The organism is Oceanospirillum beijerinckii DSM 7166, assembly GCF_000422425.1.
GTDB classification, from domain to species: Bacteria; Pseudomonadota; Gammaproteobacteria; order Pseudomonadales; family Halomonadaceae; genus Oceanospirillum; species Oceanospirillum beijerinckii.
In genome coordinates this window covers 1-18,905 of record NZ_KE383831.1, presented here as the reverse complement: position 1 = coordinate 18,905, position 18,905 = coordinate 1, and the positions used below count along the sequence as shown (strand labels likewise).

The 18,905-nt window shown below is 49.0% G+C and carries 15 protein-coding genes; 9 read left to right on the top strand and 6 right to left on the bottom strand.

Annotation, left to right across the window (positions count from 1 at the left end; translation table 11 throughout):
* Nucleotides 1-233: 233 nt before the first annotated feature.
* Nucleotides 234-1,187, bottom strand: coding sequence for a zinc metalloprotease HtpX (locus H579_RS27020; protein ID WP_036567156.1), 954 nt, complete (start codon nt 1,185-1,187; stop codon nt 234-236).
* Nucleotides 1,188-1,267: 80 nt separating this feature from the next.
* Nucleotides 1,268-1,861 (bottom strand): hypothetical protein, encoded by a 594-nt coding sequence (locus tag H579_RS0121705; protein WP_028302410.1) that lies wholly within the window; start codon nt 1,859-1,861, stop codon nt 1,268-1,270.
* A gap of 267 nt (nt 1,862-2,128) precedes the next feature.
* Here H579_RS0121705 and H579_RS0121700 point away from each other — a divergent pair, with 267 nt between their 5' ends.
* The 5 genes from H579_RS0121700 to H579_RS0121680 all read left to right on the top strand — a co-directional run bounded on the left by H579_RS0121700 (nt 2,129) and on the right by H579_RS0121680 (nt 9,343).
* On the top strand, nt 2,129-2,443 hold the full coding sequence (locus H579_RS0121700; RefSeq protein ID WP_028302409.1) for a co-chaperone GroES: 315 nt from the start codon (nt 2,129-2,131) through the stop codon (nt 2,441-2,443).
* A complete protein-coding gene (gene groL, locus H579_RS0121695) occupies nt 2,440-4,071 on the top strand; it encodes a chaperonin GroEL (RefSeq protein WP_028302408.1) in 1,632 nt (543 codons plus the stop codon). Before H579_RS0121700 ends, groL begins: the two co-directional genes overlap by 4 nt.
* A gap of 254 nt (nt 4,072-4,325) precedes the next feature.
* Nucleotides 4,326-5,306, top strand: a complete 981-nt coding sequence (locus H579_RS0121690; protein WP_028302407.1) for an ABC transporter ATP-binding protein — start codon at nt 4,326-4,328, stop codon at nt 5,304-5,306.
* A complete protein-coding gene (locus H579_RS0121685; protein ID WP_028302406.1) occupies nt 5,296-8,262 on the top strand; it encodes a Gldg family protein in 2,967 nt (988 codons plus the stop codon). The genes H579_RS0121690 and H579_RS0121685 overlap by 11 nt, the downstream gene beginning before the upstream one ends.
* Before the next feature lie 4 nt (nt 8,263-8,266).
* Nucleotides 8,267-9,343 (top strand): DUF4340 domain-containing protein, encoded by a 1,077-nt coding sequence (locus H579_RS0121680; protein WP_028302405.1) that lies wholly within the window; start codon nt 8,267-8,269, stop codon nt 9,341-9,343.
* Between the two features lie 65 nt (nt 9,344-9,408).
* Here H579_RS0121680 and H579_RS0121675 read toward each other — a convergent pair whose 3' ends face one another.
* Both H579_RS0121675 and H579_RS27015 read right to left on the bottom strand, forming a co-directional pair.
* A complete protein-coding gene (locus H579_RS0121675) occupies nt 9,409-11,703 on the bottom strand; it encodes a transporter substrate-binding domain-containing diguanylate cyclase (RefSeq protein WP_084624281.1) in 2,295 nt (764 codons plus the stop codon).
* An 829-nt stretch (nt 11,704-12,532) separates the two neighbouring features.
* Nucleotides 12,533-13,213, bottom strand: a complete 681-nt coding sequence (locus tag H579_RS27015; protein ID WP_051228166.1) for a YecA/YgfB family protein — start codon at nt 13,211-13,213, stop codon at nt 12,533-12,535.
* Nucleotides 13,214-13,422: 209 nt separating this feature from the next.
* Here H579_RS27015 and H579_RS27010 point away from each other — a divergent pair, with 209 nt between their 5' ends.
* The 3 genes from H579_RS27010 (at nt 13,423) to H579_RS0121655 (ending at nt 17,054) form a co-directional block, all read left to right on the top strand.
* On the top strand, nt 13,423-13,992 hold the full coding sequence (locus tag H579_RS27010; RefSeq protein ID WP_211224777.1) for a SprT family zinc-dependent metalloprotease: 570 nt from the start codon (nt 13,423-13,425) through the stop codon (nt 13,990-13,992).
* Between the two features lie 313 nt (nt 13,993-14,305).
* A complete protein-coding gene (gene acs / locus H579_RS0121660) occupies nt 14,306-16,252 on the top strand; it encodes an acetate--CoA ligase (protein WP_028302403.1) in 1,947 nt (648 codons plus the stop codon).
* Nucleotides 16,253-16,391: 139 nt separating this feature from the next.
* On the top strand, nt 16,392-17,054 hold the full coding sequence (locus tag H579_RS0121655) for a LuxR C-terminal-related transcriptional regulator (RefSeq protein WP_028302402.1): 663 nt from the start codon (nt 16,392-16,394) through the stop codon (nt 17,052-17,054).
* A 99-nt stretch (nt 17,055-17,153) separates the two neighbouring features.
* On the opposite strand, the gene H579_RS0121650 is transcribed toward H579_RS0121655, so the two are convergent.
* A complete protein-coding gene (locus H579_RS0121650) occupies nt 17,154-17,393 on the bottom strand; it encodes a DUF2798 domain-containing protein (RefSeq protein WP_028302401.1) in 240 nt (79 codons plus the stop codon).
* Between the two features lie 151 nt (nt 17,394-17,544).
* Here H579_RS0121650 and H579_RS0121645 point away from each other — a divergent pair, with 151 nt between their 5' ends.
* Complete coding sequence (locus H579_RS0121645; protein ID WP_245583338.1) at nt 17,545-18,432, top strand: LysR family transcriptional regulator; 888 nt, start codon at nt 17,545-17,547, stop codon at nt 18,430-18,432.
* A gap of 220 nt (nt 18,433-18,652) precedes the next feature.
* Here the strand turns inward: H579_RS0121645 and tnpA are convergent.
* Nucleotides 18,653-18,905 (bottom strand): IS200/IS605 family transposase (gene tnpA, locus H579_RS0121640; RefSeq protein ID WP_028302399.1); only part of this gene is annotated, 253 nt, incomplete at its 5' end.

Here is an 18,905-nt window from a genome sequence, read left to right as displayed (position 1 = left end):
AACACCCGAACAAAGCGCCTATTTAACACGAATAGTCCTACTTTTATTCGGGGTAGTGTATGGAGTTATAAATGGGAGCGCAGATCTGTTTTTCAAGTAAAAAAATTAAAATTTGATCTGAAGATATAATTTTTGCGGGTAATTTTTTGCAGACGAATCAAAGAGATCCTCAGCTCTACCTAGTTTATAGGTCAAGAGACGAGAACTGATTCCAAAGCCGTCCTAAACAAATATTAACGCCACACACCCATAATAATTCGATGCCTTGGTCGTTGAATCCCCATACTGTGAGCCGGTGTATGAGACCAGTGCTTCACTTCTTCAATTGCCTGAGAGTGGACCGGTGCTTCCAGTTGCTTCAAAGCACGAATACGTTCCTTTGTCGCCGGATGAGAGCGAAGTAAAGAGGGTTGGGTTTGCTGATATCCGACCAAGATGCGCTGCCAGCCTTTCCGCTCCCCCATATCGATTTTGCTTAGCGCAGAGGCGAGTCCCATGGGGTCCCCAGTCAAATGAGCGGCCTGCAGATCAGCGGCAAACTCACGGGTCCTGGACAGCTTTAGCTGCAACAACCCTGAAAGCCAGGGCGTTAACACTAAAAGCATCAGGGCCAACAGGGACAGATCCACCAAGCCTAATAGCGCCATCGGCATTAATAGCAATGTCATCAAACAGGCCGTGAGGGCCAACAGATAGTTTAACCGGCTGATAATATCGGCCAGGGCCATTAAACGGGTATCATTATGAGCGATATGGCTGATCTCATGAGCCATCACGCCCACCAGTTCCCGGTGGGTCAACGTATTCAATAATCCATGGGTTAAACCCACGCCGGAGCGGGTTTCATCGCCCACAGAAAAGGCATTCAACATACGACTGGGTATCCAATACAACTCAGGCACCCGGTTAAGTCCGGCACGTTGAGACAGTATCTGAGTGACACGATACAGCTCAGGTGCCTCCTGATAGCTCAACCGACGGGCATTATAGATCTGCAACGTCCAGTGCGTGGGCAACAAGCGCAGAGTGATCACCAGAACAGTACTGACCGCCAACAGACACAACCAGAAGTTCCAGCCGAATAACAGATAGACACTGAACGCCAGCAGCAACGACATGGAGCAGACGAGCAACAGAGTGTGCAGCACATTACGTTGATGGTGTTTTTCCGCATTAAAACGATTCATCGCCAGCCTCCTCTTTATCTCACGGGTTCTGTTAGCGACCTGCCCGTTACGGTAGGGTATAAGGGCAGGCAGAGGGCAAATCAATGGTGCTGTCCGGCCAGATTGACATCAATGCCCCACTGTTTGAGCTGTTTTGCCAGCTCAGGATCTCGCGTCTTCTGCCACTGTTGATAGAGCGCAATGATATGATCCGTATCCGATACCTGCTCTTTACTGCACACTCTTGCGATCAGATCTGTCATGCTGTCGAAGGTGGCCGATAGTTCCTGAAAGATATGAGGTGCCTGGCGGTCGTTGTCAGCCAGATATTCATAGGCCCCGCCGCCCATACCGCTGAGGTAGTCTTTACCCAGGCCTTTACGGGCAAAAACTTCAGGGAACAATGCTGACATAAACAGTGACAGATCGCCTAACTGGCGCAGAATTAAGCAGCGCTGCCACATACGCTCACTGTTTAAGGCATCCTGATACAACAGCGCCAGGGGCCTGAGACCGTATTCACCATCCTGATAGGCAAACAGCTGTCGACTGTCTCCCAAACGGGCAAGCATCTCACCCAGATACCAGAGGGTATCTTCATGAGGCTGAGGTTTAAGCCTGTTACCAAAATGAATCAGCTCTTCATGAAAATAAGCACTGAGTGATGTTTTCTGGATAATGGAAGATGAAGCCATAAAGCACCTCCAAATACACATATTCCAAGCATAAACAGGTATTTCGTATTTTCGCTATACCTCTGAACCAATCGACAAATCAATACAGAAAAAGTTTATGGGTTCAGTTTAACCTGCTGTATTCCATGACTTTTATCGCCAGAAAAATTTTTTGATTTTTTTTCAGAAAAAGTCTTGAAACTCTTTTCAGTGACCCTATCTAGCGATTTTGACAGGATCTGACCCTGTTTTGTTTCTGATTAAACCTCATTATAGGAGATCTGTTTAATGTCGATTAAACCTCTCTATGACCGTGTGGTTGTGCGTCGATTAGAAGCTGAAACCACCACGGAAAGTGGCATTATCATTCCAGACGCTGCCGCTGAGCAGCCTGCTCAGGGCGAAATCGTAGCCGTCGGTGACGGCCTGTTGACAGAGCAGGGGGAACGTCGCCCTCTCGCGGTCAGTGTGGGAGATCAGGTGATTTTTGGTCAATACGCAGGCTCCAAAATTCAACTGAATGGTGAAGAATTACTGGTAATGAAAGAGTCAGACATTCTGGCCGTTGTTGAATGGTCAGTGACAGAGGAGAAAGCCGCATGAGTGCTAAAGCTGTAACCTTTTCATCTGAAGCCCGTGAGCGCATGTTAACCGGTGTCAATGTATTAGCTGATGCAGTAAAAGCCACCCTGGGTCCAAAAGGACGCAATGTCGTATTGGACAAAGGATTTGGTGCCCCTCGTATTACAAAAGACGGTGTATCCGTGGCTAAAGAGATCGAGCTGAAAGATAAGTTCGAAAACATGGGTGCCCAGATGGTTAAAGAGGTGTCGTCTAAAACCGCCGATGTTGCGGGAGATGGCACCACAACGGCCACGGTACTGGCTCAGGCTCTGGTACGGGAAGGGCACAAGTCCATCGCTGCCGGCATGAACCCTATGGATCTGAAACGCGGTATTGATGCCGTGGTCAAAGCCTCCGTTGATGAGCTGAAGCAGCTATCCAAACCTTGTGATGATTCTAATTCCATTCGTCAGGTGGCGACCGTTTCAGCCAACTGGAATACCGATATCGGTGATATTCTGGCCGAAGCGATGGAGAAAGCGGGCCGCGATGGTGTGATTACCGTTGAGGAAGGTAAATCCCTGCACAACGAACTGGATGTCGTGGAAGGGATGCAGTTTGACCGTGGTTATCTGTCTCCTTATTTCATTAATAATCAGGATAAGATGCTGACGGAGCTGGATAACCCCCTGATCCTGCTTTACGACAAGAAGATCAGCTCCATCCGGGATCTGCTGCCGGTACTGGAAACAGTGGCTAAAGAAGGCAAGCCTTTACTGTTGATTGCGGAGGATATCGAAGGGGAAGCCCTGTCCACACTGGTGGTGAATAACCTGCGCGGAGTCCTTAAAGCCGCTGCGGTTAAAGCCCCTGGCTTTGGTGATCGCCGCAAAGCGATGCTGGAAGATATTGCGGTATTAACCGGCGCAACGGTTATCAGTGAAGAAACTGGTATGAGCCTGGAAACCGCTACCCTGGAACATCTGGGACAGGCCAAACGCTGCGTGATCACTAAGGACCATACCACCCTGGTCGACGGTGCCGGTGAAGCCAGCAACATCGAGGCCCGTGTTGAGCAGATTCGCCGTGAAATCGATCAAACCAGCTCCGATTACGATAAGGAAAAACTGCAGGAACGCGTCGCGAAACTGGCGGGCGGTGTTGCCGTTGTCAAAGTGGGTGCCGCCACAGAAGTGGAAATGAAAGAGAAAAAAGACCTGGTGGATGATGCCCTGCATGCCACCCGGGCGGCTCTGGAAGAAGGTATAGTACCGGGCGGTGGCGTCAGTCTGGTGCGCATTGCCCAGAATATCCAGCTCGATAATCTGGCATTGCAAAACCGGGATCAGGAAGTCGGGGCTAAAATTGCTCTGCGTGCGATGGAAGAGCCTTTCCGTCAGATCATTACCAACGCGGGTCTGGAAACCAGTGTGGTACTGGAAAAAGTACGCAGCGCGGACTCCACCACCCACGGCTTTAACGCACAAACCGAAGTCTATGGCGATATGCTGGAGATGGGCATTATTGACCCGGCTAAAGTGACCCGCTCAGCACTGCAACACGCAGGCTCAATCGCAGGCCTGATGTTAACCACCGAAGTGATGGTGACCGATGCACCAAAAGATGAGGAGGCTTCCGCTTTACCCGCCCACAACGATTGGGGGTAGTAAAACCTTGCCTTCGCGTGTTGTAAGCGAATAGTCCTGCATTTTTTAGTCTTTACAGACCTTTACTGACAAGTCGTTTGGGGGGCTTAGCGCCCCCCTTTTTACCCTGTACGGCTGTTCGTTAAACAACCTCGTATCAAATTTTCGAGCAACGTCACTTTTCGAGCAACGTCACTTTCTGAACGACTCTATTTTCCGGACGGCTCTATTTTCCGGACCACATCATAAGTACGCCTTGATAAAAGGAATAGCCTATGTTGGAAGTTAAACAACTCTCCCGCCGTTTTGGTGCAGTGCAAGCCGTACACCAGGTCAGTTTTAACATTGGCAAAGGTGAAATTGTCGGCTTGCTGGGCCATAACGGCGCGGGTAAAACCACACTGATGAAGATGATCTGCGGTTACACCGAGCCTGATCAGGGTTGCGTCCTGCTGGACCAACAGGACCTGAACACTCAGCGGGCTCTGGTGCAGCGTAAAATCGGTTATCTGCCTGAAAATCTGCCGGTCTACCCTGAGATGCAGGTGGCCGATTACCTGGATTATGCAGCTGAGCTTAAGGGGCTGACAGGCCCGGAAAAACAACAGGCGATCCAACAGGCTGTGACCGCCACTGATCTGGCCGACCGGCTACTGACGCCCATTGCCAATCTGTCCCGGGGCTACAAACAGCGGGTGGGGGTTGCCCAGGCGATTCTGGGGCAGCCTGAGTTGTTGATCCTTGATGAACCCACCAACGGTCTGGACCCGGAACAAACTCAGTTAATGCGCCAACTGATCCGTCAGATCGCACAGCATGCGACGGTGATTCTCTCCACCCATATCATGCAGGAGGTTGAAGCCCTTTGCTCCCGGGTGCTCATTATCAACCAGGGACGTCTGGCGATGGATGCGGATCTGCCCCATCTCTACCAAAGCGCCTTTATTCAGGTGGATACCAACAGCCCGGAAACTGTGATTAACAGCCTGCGTCAACACCCGGATATTCAACATATTTCCCACCGCCAGAGTCAGCTTGCAAGTCAACCTGAACAGGCACCGAACCAGACATCACTGCGCATTGAGCTTAAACCGGGAGTCGATGTACACACGCTCTGTGCCGATATCGCGGAGCATATTATCGCGCAGGGTTATCGAATCTACCGCTTGCAACCGGAAAAACGAGACCTGGAAAGCCTGTTTCGCAGTGTAGAAGAACCAGAAATAAATCGAGAGGGGGTTAACCATGCAGCCTGATATTTCACTGCGTGCCAGCCTGAAGCGGATTACACAAAAAGAGGTCACGCTGTTTTTTGCCTCGCCGGTGGCCTGGCTGTTTCTGGCCAGCTTTGTGGCACTGGCTCTGTTTATTTTTTTCTGGGCCGAAGCTTTTTTTGCCCGTAATATCGCCGATATCCGTCCCCTCTTTGAATGGATGCCGGTATTACTGATCTTCCTGAGTGCGACCCTGACAATGCGCATCTGGAGTGACGAGCGTCGCACAGGCACGCTGGAGCATGTGCTGACTCAGGGCATACCGATCTGGCATTTTGTACTGGGTAAATTCCTGGCCTGTCTGATGTTACTGGCTACGGCTTTGCTACTGACCCTGCCTTTGCCGATCACCCTCTCTTTTCTCGCAGATCTGGACTGGGGACCTGTCGCTGCAGGCTATCTGGCAACGCTTCTGCTCGGAGCAACGTATCTGAGTATGGGGTTATTTATTTCCTCCAGAACCGATAACCCGATTGTCAGTCTGATGTTCAGCTGTCTGCTGGCCGGGGCCTTTTATCTGCTAGGCAGTCCTTTATTCACCAGCCTGTTTAGTATCGATGTGGCCGAACAGCTACGGCTATTAGGCACGGGATCACGCTTTGAGTCGATCGCCCGGGGTGTGATTGATCTGTCTGATCTGGGCTACTATCTTAGCCTGATGCTCTGCTTTCTGGCGTTAAATACACTGACTCTGGAACGTTCACGCTGGAGCGGACAAGCACATAAAAGCCATAAACACTGGTATGCCCTGACCACTTTAGTGATTGTCAATGCGCTGGCTCTGAACCTCTGGCTGGGACAGCTCAGTACGCTGCGCCTGGATATGACGCAGGGGCGCATCTATTCCATTTCAGAAGCCACGCGCCATTATCTGAACCGGTTACAGGAGCCTATGCTGATCCGGGGCTATTTCAGTGCTCAAACCCATCCATTACTGGCACCATTAGTTCCTCAACTGAAGGATCTGATTGAGGAGTATGAGATACAGGGCCAGGGACGTATCCGGGTTGAGTTTGTTGATCCGGCCACTCAGCCATCACTGGAGCAGGAAGCCAATGAACAATACGGCATTAAACCGGTTCCTTTCCAGATCTCGGATCGCTATCAATCCTCCATTGTCAGCTCCTATTTTAATGTGCTGATTGAGTACGGTAGTGAACATCAGGTACTGGGCTTCAGGGATCTGATCGAGGTACGCTCTGATAGTGAGGCCGATATCGATGTACAACTCAGAAACCCGGAACACGATCTGACCCAGGCGATCAAGAATGTTCTGCAGAACTATCAATCCTCTGGCGAACTGTTCAGCGCCGTCAGCACGCCACTGACGTTTACCGGCTATATCTCAGAAGATAACCGCTTACCTGAAGCTCTGGTGCAATTTAAATCGCAGATTGAACAGCACCTGAGTGAGCTGAGTGATCAGGCTCAGGGACGCCTTGCAGTTCAATGGCAGATCCCGGAAGCCGATGGCGGTTCTCTGGCCACCCAACTGGCACAGGATTATGGTTTTCAGCCGATGAGTGCCGGACTGTTCTCTGATCAGTCGTTTTATTTCTATCTCACGCTGAGTCAGGGGGAACAGATCGTCCAGATTCCTCTGGATGATATGACTCCGGCAAGCTTTGAGCGCAACCTGGATGCAGCAATTAAACGTTTTGCCCAGGGATTCACCCGAACGGTCGCACTGGTCACACCACAGGCCTCTCAAGGCTACAACCCCTATCAATCCAATAATCCCTATCAGCCCAGCAATCCGTATCAAGCCTATAACGGACCTCGGTTTACAGAACTGAAGCACCTGTTAGGCGAAACGATGAATGTTGCCGAGGAAGATCTGAGTGATGGCCAGATTTCCGGGGCGGCTGATATTTTGTTCCTGACAGCGCCTGAAAACCTGAATGACAAGGCGCTGTTTGCCGTTGACCAGTTTTTAATGCGTGGTGGCACAGTGATCGCAGCAACCTCGCCGTTCCAGGCTCAATGCTCCCGGCAGCAACTGACCTTAAACTCTCACGAAAGCGGTTTATCCGACTGGCTGGCCCATCATGGTCTGACACAAACGGCATCATTGGTGATGGACCCTCAGAACACCGCTTTCCCGGTTCCTGTGGAACGCAATATTGGCGGCTTCACGATTCAGGAGATGCAGCTACTGGACTACCCCTACTTTGCCGATATCCGGGGCGAACAGCTGAACCAAAAGCATCTGATCACTTCAGAACTGCCACAGGTCACTCTGCCTTGGGCCTCTCCCATTGAGGTGGATACAGAGAAAAACGCTGACCGGCGTATTACACCGCTGTTATATAGCTCAGACCGTTCCTGGTTATCGACCTCAACCCGGATCGTACCCGAGTTCAATGCAACGGGGATGGTGCCTTATCGGCCCGAAGGTGCTCAAAGTAAACAGTTATTGGCTCTGATTAATGAGGGACGCTTTGACTCATACTTCGCCAATAAGCCCTCACCATTAGCGGATCAGGGCACTGGAGATGGCGATCTGAACAAGAGCGCCAGTCCATCAGATGCCACAAGTGATCAGGAGACTCCGGCACCTTTGGTACTGAATCGGGTGATTAAACGCTCGCCTGAGTCGGCTCGCATTATTCTGATCAGCTCCAATGATGTCTTCCGGGATCAGACCCTGACCCTGCTGGCCAATACGGTTCAGAACCAGTACCTGAACGCCCTGCAACTGGCGGTTAATGCCGTGGATTGGTCACTGGAAGATGAAGCGCTGCTCAGTATCCGCGCCAGAGGACACTTCAATCGCACCCTGCCCCCGATGTCAGAGCAGGAACAGATCTTCTGGGAGTCTGTCAATTACGCTCTGGCTCTGATAGCCCTGCTACTGGTGATGTTGCTGGCAAAACACCGAAAACATCAGAAAAGTCAGCGCTATCTGGCGCAGTTTAGTACTGTCGTAAAGGAGTAGATCGATGAAAAGACATTATCAGCGACTGTTTGGCGTACTGATTCTTCAGCTTGTGCTTACTCTGGGGCTCTACGGCTATTATCGGGATCAAAGCGATACATCGCCAACATCACTGGTCAGCACAGAGCTGGCGGTGAATAAAATAGTGATCGAGAGCCATACCGGGATTAAGAATAACGCGGATGAACCGGATAACCGCTCAGCTAACCACTCAGATAGCCGTTCAGATAAAAGCGAAGCGGACGGGCAGAATAATAACCAGGGTAAACAGAAAGAGGAGATCATACTGCGCCTGGCACAAACGCAGCACCCCGACCAGGCTCATTGGCAACTGCCGCAATATCATCACCTGCCGGTTGATCAGCGTCTGATCGATCATGCTTTGCAGCAGCTACAGTCTTTAAAAGCAGGCTGGCCAGTTTCCGACAGTCACGATAGTCATCGACGTTTTGATCTGACTGACGACACATATCAGCGCCGTATTCGACTGTATCATGATGAAAAGCTTTTAGGTGACCTGTTATTGGGGACCTCCCCAGGCTATCGCCAGCTCTATCTGCGTCCTGCCGGGAGCGATCAGGTATATCGGGTAAAACTCAATCACCATGATTTCCCTGTCGATGCAGATCATTGGCTGGATAAAAAACTGTTGGCGCAGAAAGATCTGCTGGAGATCACTACGGACGGGTTCAGTTTAGAGAAACAGCAGGGCTATTGGCAGCTGACAAAAGGTCAGATCGCAGCGCTGGATGAGAAAGCGTTGCAGAATCAGGCAGAGCAGTTTGCCGAGCAGCTCTCAGGGCTCACGGTGGCAGGTTTCTCAGCCAGTCTGCCTTCAATATCACCGGCTTATACTCTGGAACTGTCAGCCGAGGGGCAAAAACCCTTGAAGCTGGCGTTATTTGAACAGGATAAGCGTTACTATCTGAAACCTGAGCAAGCGTACTATGGTTTTCAGTTATCGGAAACGAGCTATCGCCAACTGGTCAAACTGGCTCAGTGGCAGCCGGATCAGTTAACCGCGAACAGCAAAAAACGGGAACACCAAGATAGCTCCCTTGAACCGGATACCCCCTCCTGAAAGAGAAGCTGATCCGATATCGCAAGAAGCCAGGTTACCCCTGGCTTCTTTCTTGCTGAATCAATTCAACAATCCATCATCTTGATAAAAGATGATCTTTTAGCTGCAACCTTTACACAATTCTTGCCGCTGTGTTTTGCCTGGTACATGGCTTCATCCGCATGACCGATCAGGTGCTCAATAGTACTGCCTTTTTGATACTGAGCGACCCCAAAACTACAAGTAATTGGGCGGCCAATCTGGAAGTCATGTTTTGCAATGCTTATTCTGAGTTTTTCGGCAGTACCGTGAGCTTGCTCCAGATTGCTTTCCAGCGTCAAAAAGATGAACTCCTCGCCTCCCCAACGGCCAAAGCGGTCTGTTTTACGGATTTCACCTGAGACCAAAGCAGCCAGATTAATGAGTACCTTATCCCCGGCTCCATGGCCTAAGGTATCATTAATCTTTTTGAAATCATCAATGTCGAAGAATATCAGCGATAACGCCCAGTCGTGACGCTCTGCCAACGCAATAAACTCTTCCAGTTCCTGCCGGATCTTACGTCGGCTGAGTATTCCGGTGAGTTCATCCCTTTCCGCCAACTGAGTAATTCTGCGGTTGTAGCGCATCACACTCTGATAACGATACAGAGCTAACAGCGCCAGCAAAGCGATGCCCCCCAATACTTTCCATAATAGGGAGTAATCCACGACAGTATTAAAATCGACCTGGAACCAGCGCTTTGAAATCGCTTCATGCCGTTCAGGAGAGAAGGCTGCAATCGCTTTGTTGATCATACTCAGCAAGGCGACATGATCGTGGGTGACCGCGATGCTCATATCCCAGTTATCATGCAGCAGATCGCTGATCGCAACACCTGTGATCTGATGCTCTCGCTGCTGATACATTAAACTGGCTTCAGCTCCTACCAGAGCGTCTGCATCCCCATTACGTACCATATGAAAGCCCTCTTTCATTGTACGTACAGGCACCAGTTCAGCTGCAGGGAAGCGATCCTGCAGAATATCGTGGAAAGCGGACTTATCCTGTACCGCAATACGTTGGTTCTTTAAAACCATATTGCGCTTTTCCGGCAGCGTCGCGACAACGGCCGGAATACTGAGATAGGGGCGGCTAAAACGTAAATAATCACTGCGCTGTACGGTCTGCATTGCTCCGGCAACCAGGTTACACTGCCCTTGCCGGGCCAGCTTTAATGTCTCCCGCCAGCTGTTTGAAGGTAAAATCGTGTAATTCAGTCCGACATCCGCCAGGATCTGTTGCAGGTACTCTGAGATCATGCCCTGGTGCCGCCCGTTATTATAGGACTCATAGGGATACCAATCAGGGTTGATACACACATTCAGCCTATCGTCCCGGATCTGATTCAGATAATCCAGCTCGTTCTGTGTCAGGCGTAAACGATTACTGGCCGGTTTGTATATGAAATTATCAAAGTTGTAATCGCGAAAGATGCTGTTGGTAATTAGGTAAACCTGTGCCATCTGATTAAACTTATTCAAAGATAAAGTTCCAAAATCACCATTCTCGTCATAAGCCAGCTTTTTCAGTTCACGGCCTTCAAACATCAAGGCTTCCAGTGTTTTGTTCTGACTGTTATAACCGTTGAGAATCACCTCGGCGGTTTCCGGAATATGATTGAAGGCATACTCCCAGCCCCGTATGGAGGCCCTGTAGAAACGCTCGGTAAGCTCTGGATTTTTGCGGGCAAATTCCCGGGAAGTGAATAAGATATCGGAGTACATATCAAAGCCGAAATCTTTTGGATGAATGATGTTATATTTCACCCCCTGCTGCGCCATGATATAGGGTTCGTTTGAGATATAAGGCGCCATCGCATCGGTCTTACCCTCAATCAGGTCCTGCACGTTATAGCTATGCTGTTGTTGAATAAAATCTGATGAACTGATGCCCGATTGCAGTAACATGGCTAATAGCTCACCCACCCGCTTGGCATCATTGGTGATCATGATTCTTTTACCACGTAGATCCGTTGGACGCATGATACCGGACTGTTTCTTCGTCAGTAACATCAGCGGTGAGTGCTGAAATGCGGCCAGCATTGCAACGATATTGTTACCCGTTGCACTGCCTATCAACAACGATGAGCGCCCGACAGCAAACTCCACCCGCCCCGACATCACTTCGTGGGAAGGCTCAATGCCATTGGTCATCTCTATCAGTTCAACATCTAAGCCCTCATCAGCATAAAACCCTTTCTCGACCGCCATATAGTAACCGGCAAATTGAAACTGATGTTTCCATAACAGCTGCAGGCGAACAGGATCAGCAGCCTTAAGGGGGGGAGCGTAGAGCAAGGGTATTAGCAGTAGAATGCAGTTTATAAATCGATTAGGCATGAGCAACTCCACTGGACGTAGCGCTTTACTGGGCGTCCCTGGCACACCCAATCCTGAACACACTGAAACAAAGAACTTATCAAGACCGATCAATACTTTTTATTCGTTGTACTGAATAACAATACAGTGATGTGCCTGGAAAGCTTTTGCTCTGCAGCTTAGAGACTAAAACTACATTAGAAAGATTAGACCCATAGATGAATATGAACAACGAATGTTGCACATTATTTAGTTAGCCATGAGCGCAATGAGCACGACTCCAAAACACTCAAATCCGCTCTGGATCATGCCGAACAATGTCGACAGACGCCAATTGAAACAGCAGTGGTTGATCGGGGGTATCGAGGTTCAAAGCACACGGTTGATGCTGAAGTTATTTTGCCTGGCCCACGGTTGAAAAGAGACAGCCAACAAGAGAAGAACCGAAAGAGTATGCTCTGTAGGAGGCGATTGATCCCATCGTAGGGCATCTGAAACAGGATTATCGACTTTCCAGGAGCTGGCTGAAAGGTAGCGAAGGTGATGCCAATAAACCTGTTAAGTACCCGAACATAAATATTCCGATATTTTCCGGCCGAAGCGGCCGGAAAATACGGGCTTTATGTAGGGAAAAGTACTGTATGCCTACTTAACGGTAGCTTGTGCCTGGAATTTGAGGAAATGGATGAGCTTTTTCTTTTGTTTGAATACAAGGCTGGATCAGCGAAGCGCCATCCGACATTGACTCCGCTAGCGGATAGTTGTCGGAAGGCACCTTGCTGCTTTTACGACCTGTAACAATTTATCGGGCTTGGTATCACTTTACCAGTACCACTTTACTGGTGGAAATTTAACGACGTTGTTTGCCACCACGACGGCCACCGCCTTTTCCACTCTTGCCGCCTTTACCACCATGACCACCAGGTTTTTTAAATGGTGCGGGTTTTTCCGCTGGTGCATGGAACAGCAGGTAAAGATCAACCAGCAGCTCAGGAATCTGCACGACCATTCGGTTGGTGATATCCAGATCGGAGACAATATCATCCAGCTCTTCATCCGGGAACAGGCAGGAGATAGCCATAAAAGGCAGCAGGAGTTCAGCGACATCTTGCTCGTGTTCTCCAAACCAGATCTCTTCCCGCAGCATGACCGCTTCCATAAAACCAGCGCACCAAGCGCTGATTTCGCTGTCTTCCAGCTGCTCGTCTTCTTCCAGCTCAGCTTCAAACGGCAGCTCGATAGTCTGACCGCGATAAAGAACGGTGCGGGTCGCTTCCTGCATCGCTTCCAGCCAGTCCAGCATCTGTTCTTCAGGTAGCTCGTCATCAAACTTAGGCATGCCATTAAAGACCACTGGCAGCCATTCGCCGGTAGGCACCGGATCCGGGCAGATGGCCAGCGCCACCATAAAACCATGTAGGCCAATTATGTCCAGTGCTTCAGGATCAACCTGATCCGATTCCAGAAAATCATAAATCTGGTCCAGGATCTCTTCGGAAATGACGGATACCGGGATCGATTCTTCTTTCATTTTGACCTCGTTAACTTGTCCTGGTTGAGCATCAATATTCAACCTGATGACCTATTGTAACCCTTGGTTTTATTTCTAGGGAGACTTTTGTTTCTGCCTTTGCTTTGTGTGAGCAATGTGTCTCCAATTATTGAACAAGTCTTGTCTTGGCAGTGAAAAAAAGCAGATCTCAGGTAAGATGATCTGCTTGCTAAATAAAGGAGGATCTCTTGTCTCAAATCGCTACCTTATTTCAGTTAAATGACAGTCTGCCTGAATGCTCAGACCCTGCTGACCCTGTACAGGCTGAGATGGCTTTGCGTTATGCTATGCTGTTTTGGCTCGCGAAAGCTGAACAGCACTTTAATAAGAACTTTCCACAGCCGGAATTGGATCTGTCGTTGAGAGGGCGTTGTGCCGGGCAAGCGTATCTGCAAACCTGGAAAGTGCGTTTTAATCTGGGGCTGTTAAAAGAGAACTATGAGGCCTTTATGCAGGAAGTGGTGCCTCATGAGTTAGCTCATCTGATCGCCTTTCGTGAATTTGGCGGCAAAATTCGCCCCCACGGCAAAGAGTGGCGTTGGGTGATGGAGCAGGTATTGGGAGTGCCAGCCAGAACGACGCACCAGTTCGATGTGACTCAAACCGCTAAGCAAAATTACCTCTACCATTGTGCTTGTCCTGAGCGCACCCATGCTTTGACGATACGTCGCCATAATAAGATTGTTCGTGGTACCAATTACTTATGTAAAAGTTGCAATAGTATTTTGATATTTGACAGTGAACGTAACGCAAAGTGATACGGAAACTTATAAAGCAGATGTTTTTTTAGTAGAGCGAAAAGTATGACCCTAAAGTCGTATTTTTTCTTTTTTGCATTAGCGAAAGGTATGAACAAAAAATGTCTGAATGGTCATAATAATATAATCTATTTTTAACTTATTGATTTAAAAGGAAAAAATACTGCTACCAAGGTCTAATGTTTTCCATCTCTCAGGGAAAGTATAACTTTGTGCACAAATTTCGATTTTCGGGTGGGGTTATTTTTACCAACTCCACATCATAAAAATAAAACGCCCGGAATTTATTCCTCCAAGGCACAGAGGCAAGATAATGAGCGAACAACAAGTGTATCCAGTAGCTGCAGAAGTGGCTGAGAAAGCTCTGATTAACAAAGAGCAGTATCAGACCATGTACGAACAGTCTGTAAACGATCCAGATGGTTTCTGGGGTGAGCAGGGCCAACGTATCGACTGGATCAAACCTTTCAGCAAAGTTAAGAACGTAAGCTTCGATCCACATAATGTGAATATCAAGTGGTTCGAAGACGGTGTGCTGAATGCCAGTGCTAACTGTTTGGATCGTCACCTGGAAAGTCGTGGTGATCAGGTTGCGATCATCTGGGAAGGTGATAACCCAGAGCAAGATGAGAAAATTACTTACCGTGATCTGTATACCCGCGTATGTAAATTCGCTAACGCACTGAAAGGTCAGGGCGTACGCAAGGGTGATGTAGTGACCATCTACATGCCAATGATTCCAGAAGCGGCAGTGGCTATGTTGGCTTGTGCCCGTATCGGTGCGGTGCACTCTGTTGTCTTTGGTGGCTTCTCTCCAGACGCCATCGCTGGCCGTATTATGAACTCTGATTCCCGTATCGTAATTACTTCGGATCAGGGTCGCCGTGGTGGTAAAGCGGTTCCTCTGAAAGAAAATGTTGATGAAGCACTGACTAACCCAGGTGTTAAAACCGTTGAGAAAGTGGTTGTTGTGAAGTGCACCGGTGGTGATATCGCGTGGCATGAGCACCGTGATGTGTGGTACCACGATATCTTTGAGGCAGCAGCAGAAGAGTGCGCGCCAGAGCCAATGAGCGCAGAAGATCCGCTGTTTATCCTGTACACCTCTGGTTCAACCGGTGCGCCTAAAGGCCTGAAGCACACGACCGGTGGTTACATGGTTTATGCATCCATGACGCACCAGTATGTGTTTGATTATCAGGAAGGTGACGTTTACTGGTGTACTGCTGACGTAGGCTGGATTACCGGTCACAGCTATATCGTTTACGGCCCACTGGCAAACGGTGCAACGACTCTGATGTTTGAAGGTGTACCTTCTTACCCATCTCACAGCCGTTTCGGTGATGTGGTTGATAAGCACAACGTGACGATTCTGTACACAGCGCCAACGGCGGTACGTGCTCTGATGGCTCAAGGTGATGACGTAATGGGTGATACCAAGCGTACATCTCTGCGTCTGCTGGGTTCTGTTGGTGAGCCGATCAACCCTGAAGCCTGGACCTGGTACCACAAAAACATCGGTAACGGTCAGTGTCCTATTGTGGATACTTGGTGGCAGACTGAAACCGGTGGCATCCTGATTACACCTCTGCCAGGTGCCACTGACCTGAAACCGGGTTCTGCAACGTTGCCATTCTTTGGTGTTCAGCCTGCGCTGGTTGATGCAGAAGGTAAAGAACTGGAAGGTGCAGTTGAGGGTGGTCTGATCCTGAAAGACAGCTGGCCTGGTCAGGCGCGTTCCATTTGGGGTGATCACGAGCGTTTCGTTCAGACTTACTTCAGCACTTACCAGGGTACCTATTTTACTGGTGACGGTGCTCGCCGTGACGAAGACGGTTACTACTGGATCACAGGTCGCGTAGATGACGTGATCAACGTATCCGGTCACCGTATGGGTACTGCTGAGATTGAAAGCGCCATGGTGGCGCACGCCGACGTTGCGGAAGCTGCAGTAGTGGGTTACCCGCATGATATTAAAGGTCAGGGTATCTACATCTACATCACACTGAATGATGGTATTGAAGCGAGTGATGATTTACGTAAAGAGCTGGTTAAGTGGGTGCGTAAGGAGATTGGCCCTATCGCAACACCTGACCTGATTCAATTCTCTGATGGTTTGCCTAAGACTCGCTCCGGTAAGATCATGCGTCGTATTCTGCGTAAGATCGCAGCGAACGAATGTGATGGTCTGGGTGATACGTCCACTTTGGCTGATCCGTCAGTGGTGGATAGCCTGATTGATGAGCGTCTGAACCGCTAATTTAGCTTTCAGAGTCCAAAGGCTCCCATGTGGATAACACATGGGAGCTTTTTTTTGCAGGCAATAACCGCTGCAATAAGGTATTATTCATGGAAGAATAGCTAAAATTATAATACTAGCAGGGAGTTGGAGGAGATTAATGGCACTAGCCCAGAAGATCATCATTGCAGACGATCACCCTTTATTCCGAGCAGCTTTGCAGCAGGCCGTTAAACAGGTGGCCCCTGAAGCTGAAATTGTTGAAGCTGACTCGATGGAAGCTGTACAAAATGCAGCCAGTGATCATCCAGATGCCGACCTGATTCTACTAGATTTACATATGCCCGGTGCCCATGGCTTTTCCGGCCTGGTGTTCCTGCGTGGACAGTGCCCAGGTATTCCGGTTATCGTTGTATCCGGTACTGAAGAGCCTCTGGTCATTCAACGGGCCATTGATTTTGGCTCCTCAGGCTTTATTCCTAAGTCATCCAGCCTTGATACTATCGCCTCTGCCATTGAAGAAGTACTGAATGGTGAGGTTTGGCTTCCCCCTGAAATCGCAGATACTTTAAGTGAGATCAGTGAAGAGCAGGCGCGTTTTGCTGAAGCGCTGTCGACACTGACACCGCAGCAGTTCCGTGTGCTGAATATGCTGACTGAAGGTCTATTGAATAAGCAGATCGCTTATGAGCTGAATGTTTCTGAAGCAACCATTAAAGCCCATGTGACCGCTATTTTACGTAAGCTGGGTGTGCACAGTCGTACTCAAGCGGTGATTGCAGCGAAACAGCTGGAAATTGATCCGCCAAAGATTACTGAATAAGCCATAAGCTTGTTTTTAGTGAATCGAAAATGCCAACCCTTGGGTTGGCATTTTTTATGACAAAAAGAAAATTTTGAGCTGAATCAGATCGGTTATCTGCTAAGACTCTGTTTGTAGTGGTGACGATCTTTGGCTGGTCAATCGCAGGCAGACTTTTTGCACCATAGGGGCAAATGTAAATGAGATAATGCCCGCAGCAGGCCATGCGCTGATCCAGGCTTTTAGCCAGTGCTGGATAAAATCTGTTGTGAAACCCAGGTTTAGCCAGGTCACCCATGCCGTCATCAGGCAGGAAAGAATCAAAGACATCAGGGTTGCGAACAGGATGCGGTGTTTCATTTATTTACCTTTGAGCTATGTAAGCAATTCTTGGATTCAAGTAAGCAGTGATCAGAAACTGTTAAGATGAGCTTAGCAAAGGAGGTTATTTGCAAATAGTCTGATTATTAAAAAGCTATTTTGCATATTTGCAATGCTCAAGGTGGTAACTATGATGTTAGATAATTTGAAGGTGTTTGTTGCAGCCGCTCAATATGGGAGCTTGAGCCGTGCGGCTTCGCAGATGCATCTTACTGTTGCAACGGTATCCCGACGTATTAATGCGCTTGAAAGTGATTTGGGTTGCCAGTTATTACACCGTTCTCCCAGAGGTCTCACGCTGACAGCCAGTGGAGAAATGTACTTTTCTGAATGTGCTGATTTAATTCAGGCATTGGATGCCCGGCTGGAAAGTCTGGATCAGACGCTGAATAGTTTGAAAGGTACCTTAAAAGTATTGGCTCCGACGAATATGGCTTGCGGACCTTTGGATGATTTTTGGCAGGATTTTACGCAGTGCTATCCAGACATAGAGCTGACGTTGGACTTTAGCAATATACGTGAAGATATGGTTGCAAGTCAGGCAGATATTGCTATTCGTGTAGGGCCACAACCTGACTCCAGTCTGATACAGAAGAAGTTGGGCTCGACGTCGACTGTACTGGTCGCAGGAGTAGGGCAGCGTGAGGTGCCCGTGAATCTGGAACAGTTGCAGGTTTGTCCCAGTATCGCCAGTGATCTGCTTCAGCAGTGGGATTTGCAGGATATTCATGGCGAGAAGGTGAGCCTTAGCAAGCAGCACCGTCATATTAGTAATAATCTACAGATGGTTATCAATCTGGTTGTTGCTGGGGCTGGTGTAGCGATGTTGCCCCTGAGTTTGGTGCAGATCTTGATTGAGCGTGGGCAGTTGCAGCATATTTTGCCAGAGTGGCAGGGGCCTGTGCGCGATATTTTTCTTGTCTGGCCTCATAGGCGCAGTTTGTCTGCAAGAGGGGCGTTGTTTAAGCAGGAGTTGACAGCATTTTTAGCACAGCAGCCTTGGTGCAATCCGCCTTAACTGGTTAGGGGGTGTAAGCCTCTAGAGTATAAGTTTATGCTGATAGAGTGACTGGCTTATATTGACATATTTTAGTGGCTATACTTTTGAGAATTAACCTCTTGAGATTCAAGACTGTTTCTGAACAGAGCTGCTATTAACGGATAGCGCGTAATTCTCCTTCCAAAACTAACGAGCTCAGGCGAGATATTTTGGTGGGAGATGGATAGCGCGGCCAACGTCAAGTTGGCCTATCTTGATTCTCGATGTACTCTTTGAGCACTTCAACTGGTGCTCCGCCTGCAGTCAGCAGGCAGTAAGCTCGACTCCAGAGCACTGGTTTCCAATAATACTCTTTTAGGTGCTCTGAGAACTCTTTTCGAATCTTTCGGCTTGTGACCGTTTTTAGGCTGTTTACCAGCTTAGATGGCTGAATCGTCGGGTTAAGTTTAAGCAAAAGATGGATATGGTCGGATTCACCGCCAAACTCAAGC